Annotated in this window: 15 protein-coding genes; 4 read left to right on the forward strand and 11 right to left on the reverse strand. The window is 71.4% G+C overall.

Annotated elements, in window-relative coordinates:
• Positions 1 to 52: 52 nt before the first annotated feature.
• The 7 genes from pcaDC to ACZ4N5_RS32525 are packed head-to-tail and all read right to left on the reverse strand — an operon-like array spanning position 53 to position 6,510.
• On the reverse strand, positions 53 to 1,192 hold the full coding sequence (pcaDC, locus tag ACZ4N5_RS32495) for a bifunctional 3-oxoadipate enol-lactonase/4-carboxymuconolactone decarboxylase PcaDC (RefSeq protein WP_467760609.1): 1,140 nt from the start codon (positions 1,190 to 1,192) through the stop codon (positions 53 to 55).
• The gene (pcaB, locus tag ACZ4N5_RS32500) at positions 1,189 to 2,538 is read right to left on the reverse strand and encodes a 3-carboxy-cis,cis-muconate cycloisomerase (protein WP_467760610.1); all 1,350 of its coding nucleotides are present in this window, start codon (positions 2,536 to 2,538) and stop codon (positions 1,189 to 1,191) included. The genes pcaDC and pcaB overlap by 4 nt, the downstream gene beginning before the upstream one ends.
• Positions 2,535 to 3,098, reverse strand: a complete 564-nt coding sequence (pcaG, locus tag ACZ4N5_RS32505) for a protocatechuate 3,4-dioxygenase subunit alpha (RefSeq protein WP_467760611.1) — start codon at positions 3,096 to 3,098, stop codon at positions 2,535 to 2,537. Before pcaG ends, pcaB begins: the two co-directional genes overlap by 4 nt.
• A gap of 2 nt (positions 3,099 to 3,100) precedes the next feature.
• Positions 3,101 to 3,871: a protocatechuate 3,4-dioxygenase subunit beta gene (gene pcaH / locus ACZ4N5_RS32510; protein WP_467760612.1), complete on the reverse strand. Its 771-nt coding sequence runs from the start codon at positions 3,869 to 3,871 to the stop codon at positions 3,101 to 3,103.
• 10 nt (positions 3,872 to 3,881) lie between these two features.
• Entirely contained in the window at positions 3,882 to 5,084 is a 1,203-nt protein-coding gene (locus ACZ4N5_RS32515) for a thiolase family protein (RefSeq protein ID WP_467760613.1), read from the reverse strand.
• Positions 5,081 to 5,728 (reverse strand): CoA transferase subunit B, encoded by a 648-nt coding sequence (locus ACZ4N5_RS32520; RefSeq protein WP_467760614.1) that lies wholly within the window; start codon positions 5,726 to 5,728, stop codon positions 5,081 to 5,083. The genes ACZ4N5_RS32515 and ACZ4N5_RS32520 overlap by 4 nt, the downstream gene beginning before the upstream one ends.
• A complete protein-coding gene (locus tag ACZ4N5_RS32525; RefSeq protein WP_467760615.1) occupies positions 5,728 to 6,510 on the reverse strand; it encodes a CoA transferase subunit A in 783 nt (260 codons plus the stop codon). The genes ACZ4N5_RS32520 and ACZ4N5_RS32525 overlap by 1 nt, the downstream gene beginning before the upstream one ends.
• Before the next feature lie 271 nt (positions 6,511 to 6,781).
• Here ACZ4N5_RS32525 and ACZ4N5_RS32530 point away from each other — a divergent pair, with 271 nt between their 5' ends.
• Positions 6,782 to 7,246 (forward strand): MarR family winged helix-turn-helix transcriptional regulator, encoded by a 465-nt coding sequence (locus ACZ4N5_RS32530; RefSeq protein ID WP_467760616.1) that lies wholly within the window; start codon positions 6,782 to 6,784, stop codon positions 7,244 to 7,246.
• A 147-nt stretch (positions 7,247 to 7,393) separates the two neighbouring features.
• On the opposite strand, the gene ACZ4N5_RS32535 is transcribed toward ACZ4N5_RS32530, so the two are convergent.
• Together ACZ4N5_RS32535 and ACZ4N5_RS32540 are read right to left on the reverse strand one after the other, a co-directional pair.
• On the reverse strand, positions 7,394 to 8,350 hold the full coding sequence (locus tag ACZ4N5_RS32535; protein WP_467760711.1) for a DUF3048 domain-containing protein: 957 nt from the start codon (positions 8,348 to 8,350) through the stop codon (positions 7,394 to 7,396).
• Positions 8,351 to 8,526: 176 nt separating this feature from the next.
• A complete protein-coding gene (locus tag ACZ4N5_RS32540) occupies positions 8,527 to 9,597 on the reverse strand; it encodes an ATP-dependent DNA ligase (RefSeq protein WP_467760617.1) in 1,071 nt (356 codons plus the stop codon).
• 74 nt (positions 9,598 to 9,671) lie between these two features.
• Here ACZ4N5_RS32540 and ligD point away from each other — a divergent pair, with 74 nt between their 5' ends.
• Both ligD and ACZ4N5_RS32550 read left to right on the forward strand, forming a co-directional pair.
• The gene (gene ligD, locus ACZ4N5_RS32545; RefSeq protein ID WP_467760618.1) at positions 9,672 to 10,688 is read left to right on the forward strand and encodes a non-homologous end-joining DNA ligase; all 1,017 of its coding nucleotides are present in this window, start codon (positions 9,672 to 9,674) and stop codon (positions 10,686 to 10,688) included.
• A gap of 201 nt (positions 10,689 to 10,889) precedes the next feature.
• The gene (locus tag ACZ4N5_RS32550; protein WP_467760619.1) at positions 10,890 to 11,927 is read left to right on the forward strand and encodes a LacI family DNA-binding transcriptional regulator; all 1,038 of its coding nucleotides are present in this window, start codon (positions 10,890 to 10,892) and stop codon (positions 11,925 to 11,927) included.
• Between the two features lie 203 nt (positions 11,928 to 12,130).
• On the opposite strand, the gene ACZ4N5_RS32555 is transcribed toward ACZ4N5_RS32550, so the two are convergent.
• Positions 12,131 to 12,922 carry a VOC family protein gene (locus ACZ4N5_RS32555; RefSeq protein ID WP_467760620.1) on the reverse strand — a complete coding sequence of 264 codons (792 nt, stop codon included), beginning with the start codon at positions 12,920 to 12,922 and terminating at the stop codon, positions 12,131 to 12,133.
• 271 nt (positions 12,923 to 13,193) lie between these two features.
• On the opposite strand from ACZ4N5_RS32555, the gene ACZ4N5_RS32560 reads away from it, so the two are divergent.
• Positions 13,194 to 13,439 carry a WhiB family transcriptional regulator gene (locus tag ACZ4N5_RS32560; RefSeq protein ID WP_355847810.1) on the forward strand — a complete coding sequence of 82 codons (246 nt, stop codon included), beginning with the start codon at positions 13,194 to 13,196 and terminating at the stop codon, positions 13,437 to 13,439.
• Between the two features lie 433 nt (positions 13,440 to 13,872).
• On the opposite strand, the gene ACZ4N5_RS32565 is transcribed toward ACZ4N5_RS32560, so the two are convergent.
• On the reverse strand, positions 13,873 to 14,850 hold the full coding sequence (locus ACZ4N5_RS32565; RefSeq protein WP_467760621.1) for an acyl-ACP desaturase: 978 nt from the start codon (positions 14,848 to 14,850) through the stop codon (positions 13,873 to 13,875).
• Between the last annotated feature and the right edge of the window lie 9 nt (positions 14,851 to 14,859).

Genomic DNA, 14,859 nt, shown 5'->3' on the forward strand with positions numbered 1-14,859 from the left:
GCCGGTCAGGTGTGCAGGGGGAGTCCAAACCGTCTCTGCCCCGCCTGCCGGATCAGCCCGAGGTGGAACCGTCCTCCGGCTCCTCCGCCAGCACCCGCTGGGCCACCGCGAACGCCGAATTGGCGGCCGGGACCCCGCAGTAGACCGCTGTCTGCAGCAGCACCGCGCCGATCTCCTCGGGCGTGAGGCCGTTGCGGCGCGCCGCGCGGACATGCATCGCCAGCTCGTCGTAGTGGCCGTGCGCCACCAGCGCGGTCAAAGTGATCATGCTGCGTTCGCGCCGTGTCAGCGTCGTATCGGTCCAGATCTCGCCCCAGGCGTAGCGCGAGATGAAGTCCTGGAACCGGGCCGTGAACGGGCTCTGACGCGCCTGCGCACGGTCCACGTGCTCGTCGCCGAGAACCTGACGGCGCACCTCCATGCCGCGCCGGGCCCCTCCTGCCGAGAAGTGCGCCCGCAGGGCCGTCAGCACGGCCTCCGGGCACTGAGCGGGCGCCAGGTGCCAGGCGCCGGGGATCTCCACGAGCGCCGCGCCCTGCACCATGTCGGCGATCTCGCGCAGATGCGCGGGCGGCGTCGCGGGGTCCTCGCGCCCGGCGATCAGCAGCGTCGGTACGGTGATCGACTCCAGCCGGTCCCGGACGTCGAACGCGGCCAGGGCGTCACAACAGGCGGCGTACGCCCCCGGGTCGGCGCCACGGTGGTCCTCGACCAGCCGCGGCACGGTGAAACCGGCCGTGAACCACCGGGTGTCCGCGGTCGCGGCGACGGGCCCGAGGCCTTCGCGGCGCACCAGCTCGGCCCGCTCCTCCCACGGCTTCGACCCGTTGAAGTGGGCCGAGGAACAGATGACGGCGAGGGACGAGAGCCGCTCGGGGTGGTGGACCGCCAGATGCAGGCCCACCGCGCCGCCCAACGACACACCGGCGTACGAGAAACGCTCGATGTCCAGGGAGTCGGCCAGTTTCAGCACGAGCGCGGCCAGGTCGGCGACCGTCGCCCCGGGGCCGATCAGGTCGGCGGGTGCGCCGCCGTGCCCGGGGAGGTTCCAGCGCACCACCCGGTGGGTGACGGACAGTTCGGGCGCGATCTTGTCCCACAGGGCGTACGACGTCCCGAGCGAGGGTCCGAGGAGCAGCGGGGGAGCGGTGGCGGATCCCTCGGTGCGGTGGTCGAGCAGCTTCACGGTCAACGTCGCTCCAGAGCACGGTCGGTGAGGACTCCGGCGGAGCCCGTGTAGCGGGTCGGGTCGGTGAGGTCCGCGAGGTCGACACCCGGGACGTCCTTCAGGTCGGGCTCCTCGCCGAGCACGTCCGCGAGGGGCCGCCGCTCGCCGACGGCCCGCTCGGCGGCTCGCGTCAGCAGGTCCTTGGCAGCCGCCCGGCCGAGCACCGGGGCGAGTTCGGCGGCCAGCCGTTCGGACACGATCAACCCGTGGGTGAGGCCCAGGTGTTCACGCATGGCCTCGGCGTTCACCCGCAGTCCCTCGGTCAGTTCGGCCGTGTCGCGGGCTGCCCCGCCGACCAGCCGGAGCAGATCGCGCAGCGGTTCCCACTCGGCGTGCCAGGCCCCGGCCGGCCGCTCGTCCTCGGCCGCCATCGCGCCGTACAGGGTGGCCGCGAGCAGGGGAGCACGCCGGGCGGCGGCGGCCACGAGGGTGGCCCGCACCGGGTTCGCCTTGTGCGGCATCGCGGACGAGCCGCCGCCGGACCCCTCGGCCAGCTCGGCGATCTCGGTGCGCGAGAGGGTGAGTACGTCGACGGCGGTCTTGCCGAGCGCGCCGGCCGTGAACGCCAGTGCTCCGGCCAGGTCCGCGATCGGCGTGCGCAGGGTGTGCCAGGGCAACAGGGGCTCGGCGAGGCCCAGTTCACGGGCGTAGGCGGCGGTCAGGCCCCGGACGTCGTCCGCGCCGAAGGCGGTGAAGGCGGCCAGGGTGCCTGCCGCGCCGCCGAGTTGGGCGGGCAGGGCGGACCGCACGGCGCGCACGCGGTCCCGTGCGTCGAGCACCAGCGATCGCCACCCCGCCGCCTTCAGCCCGAAGGTCGTCGGCACCGCGTGCTGGGTGAGTGTGCGGCCCGGCAGCACGGTGTCCCGGTGCTCCTCCGCCAGCCTGGCCAGCGCCCGCCCGGTCCGGTCCAGGTCGCTCAGGACCAGGTCCAGGGTGCGGGCCGCGACGAGCATGGTGGCCGAGTCCAGGATGTCCTGGCTGGTCGCGCCCCGGTGGACGTACGGGCCGAACTCCGCGGCGACGGCGGCCGTCAGATCCGCGACCAGGGGGATCACCGGATTGCCGCCGCCTCGGGCGCGCAGAGCGATCGAGGCGATGTCGAAGTCCGTGCCGTCGGCCGCGAGGGACACCGCCGTCGCGGCCTCGGCCGGGGCCAGGCCCAGTGACGCCTGGGCCCGGGTCAGCGCGGCCTCCGCGTCGAGCAGGGCGCGCAGATACGCGGTGTCGCTCGTCGCGGCCGACGCCGGGGAGCCCGCCCGGCCGGGAGCGAGCAGACCGGTGTCGGACGCGACGGGGTCGGCAGCTGTCACTGGAACTCCAGGAAGACCGTTTCGCCTTCGCCCTGAAGGCGGATGTCGAAACGGTACGTCCGCAGCGGGCCCCCGGCCGCGATCAATGTGGCGCGCCGCTCGGCCGGCAGCGCGTCGAGCAGGGGGTCCGCGCCGTCGGCCAGATAGACGCGGGTGAACAGGTGGTGCGTCAGCCCCCGCGCGAACACGCACACTCCGATGTACGGCAGTCCGGCATTTCCCGGCGGCAGCGTGCGCAGCGCGTAGTGGCCGTCGGCGTCGGTGGCGACGCGGCCGAAGCCGGTGAAGTCGACGCCGTTGCGGCCGAGGAAGCCGCCCGTCGACGGGTCGCGGCGCAGGGAGCCGGGGGCGCCCGTGAGAGAGCCGTCGGGCGCGGCCTGCCAGAAGTCCAGCAGGGCGTCGGGGACCGGCGCGCCCGCGCCGTCGAAGACGTGGCCGTGCAGGGTGATCGTGTCGGGGTGGCTCTGGGGTGCGATGTCGCCGCAGCCCGGGAAGGGCAGCGCGTGGCCGTAGAAGGGGCCGATGGTGTGGGACGGGGTGGGGAGCAACCGCTCGGCCATGCTCAACGGCCTTCCTCGATCCAGGTGGCGGAGGGACCGTCGAGGACGATGTCCCACTCGTAGCCCAGGGAGAACTCGGGCCGCGAGAGATCATGGTTGTAGTCGGCGATCAGACGGCCGCGGGCCGCCGTGTCCGTCACGGACCGCAGGATCGGGTCGTACGGGAAGAGGGGGTCGCCCGGGAAGTACATCTGGGTCACCAGCCGCTGGGTGAACGCCGTGCCGAAGACGGAGAAGTGGATGTGCGCGGGCCGCCACGCGTTGGTGTGGTTGCCCCACGGGTACGGCCCCGGCTTGATCGTGGTGAAGGTGTACCGGCCCTGATCGTCCGTCAGGGTGCGTCCCACGCCGGTGAAGTTGGGGTCGAGCGGTGCCGGGTGCTGCTCGCGCAGATGGGCGTACCGTCCCGCGGAGTTGGCCTGCCAGATCTCGACGAGCTGGCCGCGTACCGGACGGCCCTCGCGGTCGAGCAGCCGGCCCGAGACGGTCGTCCGCTCGCCGATCGGCTCGCCCCGGTGCTGCAGGGTGAGGTCGTTGTCGATCTCGGTGATGTCGGTGACCCCGAAGACCGGGCCCGACAGCTCGACCGTCTCCGGGTCGCCGCCGCTCACGGCGACCAGCGGCTGTTTCGGGTGGCGGAGCCGGGAGCTGCGGTACGGGGCGTAGTCGCGATCGGGATGGTGCCGCACGGGCGCGCCGCCGGCGACCGCCTTGTCGTACGCGTCCTGGAGATCCTTGATCTCGACGTCGATGTCCGACTGAGTGAGAGCCATGGTCGACTTCCTAGCGTTCGAGGACGAGGGCGAGGCCCTGGCCCACGCCGATACAGAGGGTGGCGACACCAACTCCGCTGCCCTTGCGGGCGAGTTGGTGGGCGACGGTGCCGGCGAGCCGGGCACCGGAGGCGCCGAGGGGGTGGCCGAGGGCGATGGCGCCGCCCTGCGGGTTGAGGATCCCGAGGTCGAACTCGGGCCATTCGGCGACGCAGCCGAGGACCTGGGCGGCGAAGGCCTCGTTCAGCTCCAGAGTCGACAGATCGTCAAATCCCTTACCCGACTTGGCGAGTGCGCGGTTCACGGCCTCGACGGGGGCGAGCCCGAAGTACTGCGGGTCGACGGCGGACACGCCGGTCGTGGAGACCCGGGCGAGGGGTTCGCGGCCGGTGGCCCTGAGTCCCTCGGAGTCGACCAGCAGCAGGGCCGCGGCGCCGTCGTTCAGGGGTGAGGCGTTGCCCGCGGTCACCGTGCCCCGCTCGGTGCGGAAGGAGGGCTTCAGCCGGGCCATGGCGTCGAGGGACGCGTCGGCGCGTACGCACTCGTCGGAGTCGAACACGACCGGTTCACCCGTGCGGCGGGGCAGGGACAGCGGAGCGATCTCGGCGTCGAACAGACCCTCCGCCCGGGCTCGGGCCGCCTTGCGGTGGCTGCCGAGGGCGAACTCGTCCTGCTGCTCGCGGGTGATCTTGTGCTTGTCGGCGATGAGTTCGGCCGACTCGCCGAGCGGAATGGTCCAGTGCGGGTCCATCCGCGGATTGACCATGCGCCAGCCGAGGGTCGTGGAGTACAGCTCGGCGTGTCCGGCGGGGAACGGCCGGTCGCTCTTGGGCAGGACGTAGGGCGCGCGGGTCATCGACTCGACGCCACCGGCCAGGGCGATCGAGGCGTCACCGAGCGCGATGGCGCGGGCCGCCTGGATGACGGCTTCGAGCCCGGAGGCGCACAGCCGGTTGACGGTCACGCCCGGCACGGAGGTGGGCAGCCCGGCGAGGAGGGCGGCCATCCGGCCCACGTTCCGGTTCTCCTCGCCCGCGCCGTTGGCGTTGCCGAAGTACACGTCCTCGATCCGCGCCGGGTCCAGGTCCGGGGTCCGGGCGAGGAGTTCACGGATGGCGTGGGCCGCCAGGTCGTCCGGGCGGACGGCGGCCAGCGAGCCGTTGTACTTGCCGACCGGTGTCCGGACGGCATCGACGATGTAGACGTCCTTCACGACGGGATCTCCTCCACGACGCGGATCTCGGCGGCGGTCCTCGCCCTGATCTCCTCGGCTGTGACACCCGGCGCGGTCTCCACCAGGAGCAGGCCCTCGGCGGTGACGTTGAGGACGCCCAGATCGGTGATGATCCGGTTCACGCACGCCTTCCCGGTGAGCGGCAGTTCGCACTCCCCAAGGATCTTGGGCGAGCCGTCCTTCGCGGTGTGGGTCATCACGACGATGACCGTACGGGCCCCGTGGACGAGGTCCATCGCGCCGCCGATGCCGGTGATCATCTTGCCGGGGACGGCCCAGTTGGCGAGGTCGCCGCCGGCCGAGACCTGCATCGCGCCGAGCACCGCGACGTCGATGTGCCCGCCGCGGATCATCCCGAAGGACAGCGCGGAATCGAAGAACGAGGCGCCGGGCAGGACCGTGACGGTCTCCTTGCCCGCGTTGATGAGGTCGGGGTCGACCTCGTCCTCGGCCGGGTAGGGGCCGGTGCCCAGGATGCCGTTCTCCGATTCCAGGATCACCTCGACGCCTGGGGGGAGGTGGTTGGGGATCAGCGTGGGCAGGCCGATGCCGAGGTTCACGTACTGGCCGTCCGCGAGTTCACGCGCGGCGCGGGCGGCGATCTCTTCCCTGCTCCAGGCCATTACTCGCTCACCGTTCCGTCCGCCGCGGACGCCGAGACCGTCCGCTTCTCGATCATCTTGGCGTTCGCCTGCTCGCGGGTCAGAGCCACGACGCGCTGTACGAAGATGCCCGGCAGATGCACCGCGTCCGGATCGATCCCGCCCGGCTCCACGAGTTCCTCGACCTCGGCGATCGTCACCCGGCCGGCCATCGCGGCGAGCGGGTTGAAGTTCTGGGAGGACTTGTTGAAGACGAGGTTGCCGTGCCGGTCGCCCTTCGCGGCCCGTACCAGGGCGAAGTCGGTGCGGATGCCGTGCTCCAGCACGTACGGGGTGCCGTCGAACTCGCGCACCTCCTTCGGCGGGGAGGCCAGTGTGACGCCGCCGTGGCCGTCGTACCGCCACGGCAGTCCGCCGTCGGCGACCAGCGTGCCGACTCCGGCGGGCGTGTAGAAGGCGGGGATCCCGGCACCGCCCGCGCGCAGCCGCTCGGCCAGCGTGCCCTGCGGGATCATCTCGACCTCCAGTTCGCCGGCCAGGTACTGCCGGGCGAACTCCTTGTTCGCGCCGATGTACGAGCCGGTGACACGGGCGATGCGTCCGGCGGCGAGCAGGGTCGCGAGCCCGGAGTCCATGGCCCCGCAGTTGTTGGAGACCACTCCGAGCCCCTGGACGCCACGCTCGTGGAGCGCCTCGATCAGCACGTTCGGTACACCGCTGAGGCCGAATCCGCCGACCGTCAGCGTCGCGCCGTCCGGTACGTCGGCCACCGCCTCCAGCGCTGTGGCGACCACCTTGTCCATCCGTGAAGCCTCATCTCTCCCGAGTGTCCAGCACCTGAATTAATCAGGGCACTGACTAATTCTCCGAGGTTCTCCACACGCTGCCACCCGGGCTTCGGTCCGTCAAGACTCCAGATGAGTGCCTGATTCGAGAGATGCTGAGGGTCGTCTGAGGTCGGGACAGGGAATGGGAGGGCAGGTATTGTTCAGTGCACCGACGAATTCAGTGCATCAACGCATACGACCCTGGTGCGGCGCGGTCACCAGCACGTACCGGACCCGAGGAGCGCACATGGCCGCGGTGGACCTCTCCACCCACCCCGGGCACCTGGCCCGGCGACTGCAGCAGGCGCACTACCTGCTGTGGAACACGATGGTCTCCGAGGAGATCACCTCGCCCCAGTTCGCGGTCCTGAACGCGCTCGTCGCCGAGCCCGGCCTCGACCAGCGCACGGTGGGGGAGCGGGTCGGGCTCGACCGGTCCACGATCGCCGAGGTCATCAGCCGACTCGGGCGGCGCGCCCTGCTGGACAAGGTGCGCGATCCGCAGGACGGACGGCGCTTCCTGCTCCGCCTCACGGACGACGGGGTTCGCATCCACCGCAAACTGACCGTCCGCACGGCGCGCATGAACCAGGTCTTCCTGGCCCCCCTCTCCGCCGAGGAGCAGGCCCTCTTCCTCGACCTCATCCAGCGGGTCTCCGACGCCGCCGAGGGGCTCCGCAATCCCGCGGAACCCCTCGGCGCACAGCGCTGAGGGCTGCCCGGCGAGGCGAGGGGGCCTCGGCCCCGGATGTGGAGCCACGCCCCGAGTCGTGGCGCGGACGCGGGGCCGGACGGTGGGAGCCCGCCCGAGTCGTGGCGCGGACGCGGGGCCGGTGGGAGCCGGACCCCGCTTGCCGCCTCACGCCTTGGCGAAGACCACCCACACCTGGCCCCGCGCGAAGTTCATCGGCGTGCCGTCCGGGGTCGTGAACCGCGTGCCGTCGGTGGGTTCGGGCCGCGTCCAGTTCGCGTCGAAGGCGCGGCCGTCGCGCAGCACCTGCGCCGTGCCCGAGCCCACGGACTCCGTGTACGGCGAGTTGTTGCCGAGGACGTCGTGGTACTTGGACGTGCGCACCTTCACGTACTGGATGACCACCGTCGCCGGAGCCACCGAGGTGCCGTCGGTCGTGACCGTCGGCGTGCCGTCCATGGCCACCAGCCAGCGCTCGCGCTCGGCGGACCAGGTGAAGGTGAAGCGGGCCGACGGGAAGCGGACCGTACGGGAGCTCTCGGGGGTGCCGCCCGCGGGCGGCGCACCGAAACGGAAGCCGGTGGTCAGCGCGGCGCCGCCCGGCGCGGAGCCCAACAGGTCCTGCGGGTGCAGATACAGATTGTGCGGCGCGGCCTTGCCCGCGCCCCGGTACCAGGCGCCGGACAGCTTCCCCGGCGGCTCCGGATGCAGCGGAGCGTCGTCGATCAGGGGCAGCAACCTGCGCTGGGCCCCGGAGAAGGCGAGCGTGGGCTCGTGGAACTGTCTCAGCAGCTCCAGATCCGACTCGCGGGCACTGCGCACGGGTCCGACGGCTTTGGGCAGCGTGCTCGCGAAGATCGCCATCAGCCGGCTCAGACCGCCCTCGACCTGCTCCGCGTACACCACGTCGGCCGCGTCGAGCCCCGTCTGGGGGCGGGCCGCGGGCACATTGTCGATCTTGACCGCGAGCACCGAGCCGGTGTTCGGCCTGCCGCTCTCGCTCGGGGTCCGGCCCCGGCCGTCGTCCGTCGGTCCGCCCCCCGAGGTGCAGCCCGTCAGCAGGGAGCCCGTCACCGCGACGGCGAGCAGCGCCGCCGTCCATGCGCCGCGCCTCATCCGCACCATCTCTCGCATGCCCACCGTGCCACCTGTCCCGTGCCATCGATTGTGCGCTCATCAGTTCATCGGTGGCCATACCCGATCGTTTCTGAATGCGCGCGTCGACTGAGCTGATCGGCTCAGCGGGATGATCCGGGGCAGGACGGGCCGGGCGCGGAGGAGGCCGCTCCGCGCCCGGCGCGTCAGTCCTGCGGGCCCAGGATCTCCGCGAGGTCGTAGCCGACCGGCTCGTCCAGTTGTCCGTACGTGCAGCTCTCAGGGGTGCGGTCGGGGCGCCAACGGCGGAAGCGGGCCGTGTGCCGGAACCGTACGCCGTTCTCCATGTGGTCGTACGCCACCTCGGCCACCCGCTCGGGCCTGATCGGGATCCAGGACAGGTCCTTCTTCGCCGACCATCTGCTGGGCGCGCCCGGCAACCGCGCCGTCTCGTGGGCCGCCTCCTGCGCCCAGGCCGCCCATGGATGCTCGGCCGAGTCCTCCAGCCGCAACGGCTCCAGCTCCTCCACCAGCTCCGCACGCCGCTTCATCGTGAACGCGGCGCTCACGCCCACGTGCTGGAGTGTGGCCCCTTCGTCGTAGAGACCGAGCAGCAGCGACCCGACGACCGGTCCGCTCTTGTGGAAGCGGTAGCCGGCGACGACGACATCCGCCGTCCGCTCGTGCTTGATCTTGTACATGGCCCGCTCGTCCCGCAGATACGGCAGCGTGAGCGGCTTCGCCATGACCCCGTCGAGCCCCGCCCCCTCGTACTGCTCGAACCACCGCTGTGCCACCTCGCGGTCCGTGGTCGCCGGCGCCACATGCACCGGCGCCGTCACCCCGGACAGCGCCGTCACCAGCAGCGCGCGCCGGCCGCCCAGCGGAACGTCGAGCAGCGATTCGTCGGCCAGCGCCAACAGGTCGAACGCCACGAAAGACGCGGGGGTCTTCTCGGCCAGCATCCGCACCCGTGAGTCCGCAGGGTGGATCCTCTCCGTGAGCGCGTCGAAGTCGAGCCGCCCGTCCCTGGCGATCACGATCTCCCCGTCCATGACACAGCGCTCCGGCAACCGCGCCCGCAACGCCTCCACGAGCTCGGGGAAATACCTGGTCAGCGGCTTGCCGGTGCGGCTGCCGAGCTCCATTTCGTCGCCGTCGCGGAACACGATGGCCCGGAAGCCGTCCCACTTCGCCTCGTAGTGCATGTCCGGCGGGATCTTCGCCACGGACTTGGCGAGCATCGGCTTCACGGGCGGCATCACCGGCAGGTCCATGCTTCGATTCTGCGCGGCGGCGCGGGCATCCGCCCGGTGTGCGCGGTCTGCGAGCTGCGCCTACCGTGGCTCGCATGGGCGATGCGGTGGAACTCGAAGCGGCCGGCAGGAGCGTACGTCTGTCCAGCCCGGACAAGATCTTCTTCCCCGAGCGCGGCTTCACGAAGCTGGACCTCGCCCGGTACTACCTCGCCGTCGGCGACGGCATCCTGCGCGCCCTCCGCAACCGCCCCACCACCCTGGAGCGCTATCCGGACGGGGTGACCGGCGAGTCCTTCTTCCAGAAGCGGGCGCCCAAGAACATGCCCGACTGGATCCCGACCGCCCACATCACCTTCCCCAGCGGCCGCAGCGCCGACGAGATGTGCCCCACCGAGCCCGGCGCAGTGCTGTGGGCCGCGCAGTTCGGCACCCTCACGTTCCACCCGTGGCCGGTCCGCCGCGACGACGTCGACCGCCCCGACGAACTGCGCATCGACCTCGACCCGCAGCCCGGTACGGACTACGCCGACGCGGTGCGCGCGGCCCACGAACTGCGTGAGGTCCTCCACGAGTACGGCGATCTGCGGGGCTGGCCCAAGACCTCCGGGGGCCGCGGGCTGCACGTCTTCGTGCCGATCCAGCCGCGCTGGACCTTCACCCAGGTGCGCCGGGCCGCCATCGCCGTCGGGCGCGAGCTCGAACGCCGTATGCCCGATCAGGTGACCACCGCGTGGTGGAAGGAGGAGAGAGGCGAGAAGATCTTCGTGGACTACAACCAGACCGCGCGCGACCGCACCATCGCCTCCGCCTACTCCGTACGCCCCCGCCCGCACGCCCCGGTCTCCGCGCCGCTGCGCTGGGACGAGGTGGAGGACGCCAGACCCCGGGACTTCGACCTGGCGACCATGCCGGGGCGCTTCGCCGAACTCGGCGATGTGCACGCCGACATGGACGACCATGCCTTCTCCCTGGAGGCCCTGCTGGAACTCGCCAGCCGCGACGAGCACGACCACGGCCTCGGCGACCTCCCGTACCCGCCCGAGTACCCGAAGATGCCGGGCGAGCCCAAGCGCGTACAGCCGAGCCGCGCCAAGCACGAGGACGCGTAGCCGCCGGGTAGTTGCGCTCGCTCGGCTGGATCAGCGGCGCCCTGATCACGACCCGTCTCACCCCCCTCGGGGCGCACACCCTCCGTCAAGACCCCCTCCACGTGATCGGTTCGAGCCGTTCTCAGTGATCGGGGAGCGCTCTCACCGAGGGAGCGGCCGCGCGGTTATCCTGATCCGCATCCGCCGAGGAGGTGCCCTGAGGTGACCGAGACAGTGTCGCGCCCCACGTTGGAGGCCGTGGCCGCGCGGGCCGGGGTCTCCCGGGCCACCGTGTCGCGCGTAGTGAACGGTGGGGACGGGGTCCGTGAGCCGCTCGTCGAACGGGTGCGCCGGGCCGTCGAAGAACTCGGGTACGTGCCGAACCAGGCCGCCCGCAGTCTCGTCACCCGGCGCCACGACGCGGTGGCCGTGGTGATCGCCGAGCCGGAGACCAGGGTCTTCGCCGACCCCTTCTTCGCACTCCAACTCCGCGGCATCAGCAAGGAACTGACAGCGCACGACTCGCAGCTCGTTCTGCTGCTCACGGAGGGCCGCGACGACCACGCCCGCGTCGCCCGCTATCTCACCGGCGGCCATGTCGACGGCGCGCTCGTCTTCTCGTTGCACCTCGACGACCCGCTGCCCGGCCTGATCCACGGCGCGGGCGTGCCGACCGTGTTCGGCGGACGGCCCGGCTGGGGCGAGGGTGTCCGCGAGGCGGTCTACGTCGACTGCGACAACCGCGGTGGTGCCCGGCAGGCCGTTCGGTACCTCCTGGGTCTCGGGCGGACGCGCATCGCCCACATCACCGGCGCCCTCGACCAGACATCCGCGGTCGACCGGCTGGACGGCTTCCGGGACGTCATGGCCGACGCCGATCCGGCGCTCGTCGCGCAGGGCGACTTCACACCCGCCGGCGGCGAACGGGCGATGCGGGAGCTGCTGGAGCGGTGCCCCGACGTGGACGCGGTGTTCGTCGCGAACGACCTGTCGGCCCTCGGTGTGCTGCGCGTTCTGCGTGAGCGCGGGCGACGGGTGCCCGAGGACGTCGCCGTGATCGGTTTCGACGACATGCTGCCCATCGCCGAGCAGACGGATCCGCCACTGACGACGGTTCGTCAGGACATAGAGGAAATGGGCCGGTTGATGGCCCGGCTGCTGATCCGCGGCCTGGAGGGCGGGGCGGGGGCGGAAGGCCCGGTGTCCGCGCCCTCCGGAGTGGTCCTGCCGACGACGGTCGTGCGACGGGTCTCCGCGTAGGTCCGGCAGGCCTTCGCGCGGGTCTCCTCGCTCCCGGCGCGGGCTCAAACGGCGGCGGAGTGGGCGCGGTCGACGCCGACGCCTGAGGTGACGCGTCACGGCGACGCCTGAGGGGGACGCCTGAGAATGGCGAGCGACGAGTGATGGCGACCGCGACGGCGATCGCGGGACCCCGTGTGCCGGGGTCCCGCCGATCGGAGACGTCAGCCCTGCTGCGGTGCGCTCTTGATCACCGCGAAGCGTGCCCCGTACGGATCGGCGAGCTTGGCCATGCGGCCGACGCCCTCCATGTCCGTCGCGGGCATACGGACCGTGCCACCGAGCTCCTGGGCCTTGGCGACCACGGCGTCCGTGTCGGCGACCTCGACGTACGGCAGCCAGTACGCACCGGTCTTCGCCTCGACCGGGTCGTCGGCGAGCGCCATGACGCCGCCGAACATGCTCTCCTCCTCGGTCCCAGCGGGGTTGATACAGGTATAGGTGCCGCCGGGGAACGGAACCGCCGAAGTGTTCCACCCGAAGACCGAGTTGTAGAACGCGGCGGCCGCCGCGATGTCCGGGGTGTAGAGCTCGACCCAGCACAGCGAGCCCGGGTCACCGGCCATGCCCAGGCCCTTGGTCCGGCCCGGCTGCCAGATGCCGAACGTCACGCCCGCCGCGTCGGCGAGCATGGCCATGTGGCCCTCGCCCATCACGTCCATGGGCGGCATGAGCACCGTGCCCTTGGCCTGCTCGACCGCCTTGGCCGTGGCTTCGGCGTCCTCGGTCTGGAAGTAGATGTTCCAGGACGGAGGGCCCTGCTCGGCGGTGATCTGCATGCCGCCGGCCACGGTCTTTCCGTCGACCTGGAAGAAGCCGTAGCCACCGGCGTCGGGCCCTGCCGACTGGAACTGCCAGCCGAAAAGGCCTCCGTAGAAGGTGGTGGCGCCCTCGATGTCGGATGTGCCGACATCCAGCCAGTTCGGGGCGCCGTTGACGAAGCGGGTGGTGAGCATGATTGCCCTCCTTTGAGGGGTCCCGTTGCCTTTGGTGCCGAGTCTTCCACCGCCCACTGACAATCGCCGTCGAGACGCGCAAGCCGCCCCGGAGCGACCGTCGCCATTACTCTTGGTGGCTGCCGTGATTCGTATTGTTGTCATCCTTCCCGCGCGCCGCCGTGCCCAGGGCCCCGTCGCGGGGCCATCATCGAGGCCGCCGGGAGCTTCGGTACGTGGCGTTGATCCTGTGTTGATCGAACGTTTTTCGCCGCGAGGCACGCTCTTGACCATGTACTTGGAAACCATCACTCCGTCCGACCTCGCCTGGCAGGAGCAGGCGTTGTGCGCGCAGACGGGGGCTGACTTCTTCTTTCCCGAGCCGGGCAGCTCGGTGCGCGAGGCGAAGCGCATCTGCGGGATGTGCGCGATGCGTTCCGCGTGCCTCGAGTACGCGCTGAGCAACGACGAACGCTTCGGCGTGTGGGGCGGACTCTCCGAGAAGGAGCGCCTGGGCCTGCGGCGCGCCATGGAATGAGGCGAGTGCGACGCGCCATGGAATGACGCGAACCGGGTCACCCGGTCACAGCCGGGCGACCCCGACGCGCTGCTCGACGCCGTACGACATCTCGCGGCGGACGAAGGCGCCACGCCCAGAGGCCGCTCGCCGTGGCCGTGACGGCCACGACCGGGACCCGTACGGGCTGGGCCGCCGCTTGGCGGGAACACCTCGGAGAGCCCCGTGGTCGTGAAGGCTGGGCCCGTGAAGGCTGTGCCTGTGAAACCTGCGGCCGCGAACCCGCAGACGCGCGCCGGCCCGGGCGGAGGGGGCGCTCCGTTGGCCCGGACGCGCGCGAGCCCCCGGACCACGTCCCCGCGCAAAGGCGGGGCGGTGTGGGCCGGGGGCGAAGTGCGGAGCAGCGTGTTCACGCGGAGCCGCTTGCGCGGGAGCCGCGCGCTCGCTGGTGGAGCTACGCGGTCGCGCGGGCCGCCATGCGGGCCTTGCGGGTGGCGAGCTTCTCGTCGAACTTGGAGGCCTCCGAGTCGAGGCCGCTCATGAAGAAGCCGAGCTCCTCCTGGGCCTTGAGGCCCTCGGGGCCGAGGCCGTCCATCTCCAGGACCTTGAGGTGGCGCAGCACCGGCTGGAGCACGTCGTCGTGGTGGATGCGCATGTTGTAGACCTCGCCGATGGCCATCTGCGCGGCCATGCGCTCGAAGCCGGGCATGCCGTGACCGGGCATCCGGAAGTTGACGACGACATCGCGGACGGCCTGCATGGTCAGGTCGGGGGCGAGCTCGAACGCGGCTTTCAGGAGGTTGCGGTAGAAGACCATGTGCAGGTTCTCGTCGGTCGCGATGCGCGCCAGCATGCGGTCGCAGACCGGGTCGCCCGACTGGTGACCGGTGTTGCGGTGCGAGATGCGGGTCGCCAGCTCCTGGAAGGCGACGTACGCCACCGAGTGCAGCATCGAGTGGCGGTTGTCCGACTCGAAGCCCTCGCTCATGTGGAGCATCCGGAACGCTTCGAGCTTGTCCGGGTCCACCGCGCGCGAGGCGAGCAGGTAGTCGCGCATCACGATGCCGTGCCGGCCCTCCTCCGCCGTCCAGCGGTGCACCCAGGTGCCCCAGGCGCCGTCACGGCCGAACAGGGAGGCGATCTCGTGGTGGTAGCTCGGGAGGTTGTCCTCGGTGAGGAGGTTGACCACCAGGGCGATCCGGCCGATCTCGGTGACCTTGGACTGTTCCTTGTCCCAGGCCTCGCCGTCCTCGAAGATCCCGGGGAAGTTCCGGGCGTCGCTGAACGGCACGTACTCGTGCGGCATCCAGTCCTTGGCCACCTTCAGGTGACGGTTCAGCTCCGTCTCGACGACTTCCTCCAGCGCGTACAGCAGGCGAGCGTCGGTCCAGGCGGCTGCCGGGCTGCCGAGGTCAGGAGAAGTGATCGTCACGGGTACTCC

The sequence above is a fragment of the Streptomyces sp. NPDC026500 genome (assembly GCF_055567635.1).

Coding starts and splice junctions, on each gene's coding strand:
- ACZ4N5_RS32555 (WP_467760620.1), bottom strand. CDS start 12,922: ATGCTCACCACCCGCTTCGTCAACGGCGCCCCGAACTGGCTGGATGTC.
- ACZ4N5_RS32535 (WP_467760711.1), bottom strand. CDS start 8,350: ATGGTGCGGATGAGGCGCGGCGCATGGACGGCGGCGCTGCTCGCCGTC.
- ACZ4N5_RS32530 (WP_467760616.1), top strand. CDS start 6,782: ATGGCCGCGGTGGACCTCTCCACCCACCCCGGGCACCTGGCCCGGCGA.
- ligD (WP_467760618.1), top strand. CDS start 9,672: ATGGGCGATGCGGTGGAACTCGAAGCGGCCGGCAGGAGCGTACGTCTG.
- pcaG (WP_467760611.1), bottom strand. CDS start 3,098: ATGGCCGAGCGGTTGCTCCCCACCCCGTCCCACACCATCGGCCCCTTC.
- ACZ4N5_RS32525 (WP_467760615.1), bottom strand. CDS start 6,510: ATGGACAAGGTGGTCGCCACAGCGCTGGAGGCGGTGGCCGACGTACCG.
- pcaH (WP_467760612.1), bottom strand. CDS start 3,871: ATGGCTCTCACTCAGTCGGACATCGACGTCGAGATCAAGGATCTCCAG.
- ACZ4N5_RS32540 (WP_467760617.1), bottom strand. CDS start 9,597: ATGGACCTGCCGGTGATGCCGCCCGTGAAGCCGATGCTCGCCAAGTCC.
- ACZ4N5_RS32560 (WP_355847810.1), top strand. CDS start 13,194: ATGTACTTGGAAACCATCACTCCGTCCGACCTCGCCTGGCAGGAGCAG.
- ACZ4N5_RS32520 (WP_467760614.1), bottom strand. CDS start 5,728: ATGGCCTGGAGCAGGGAAGAGATCGCCGCCCGCGCCGCGCGTGAACTC.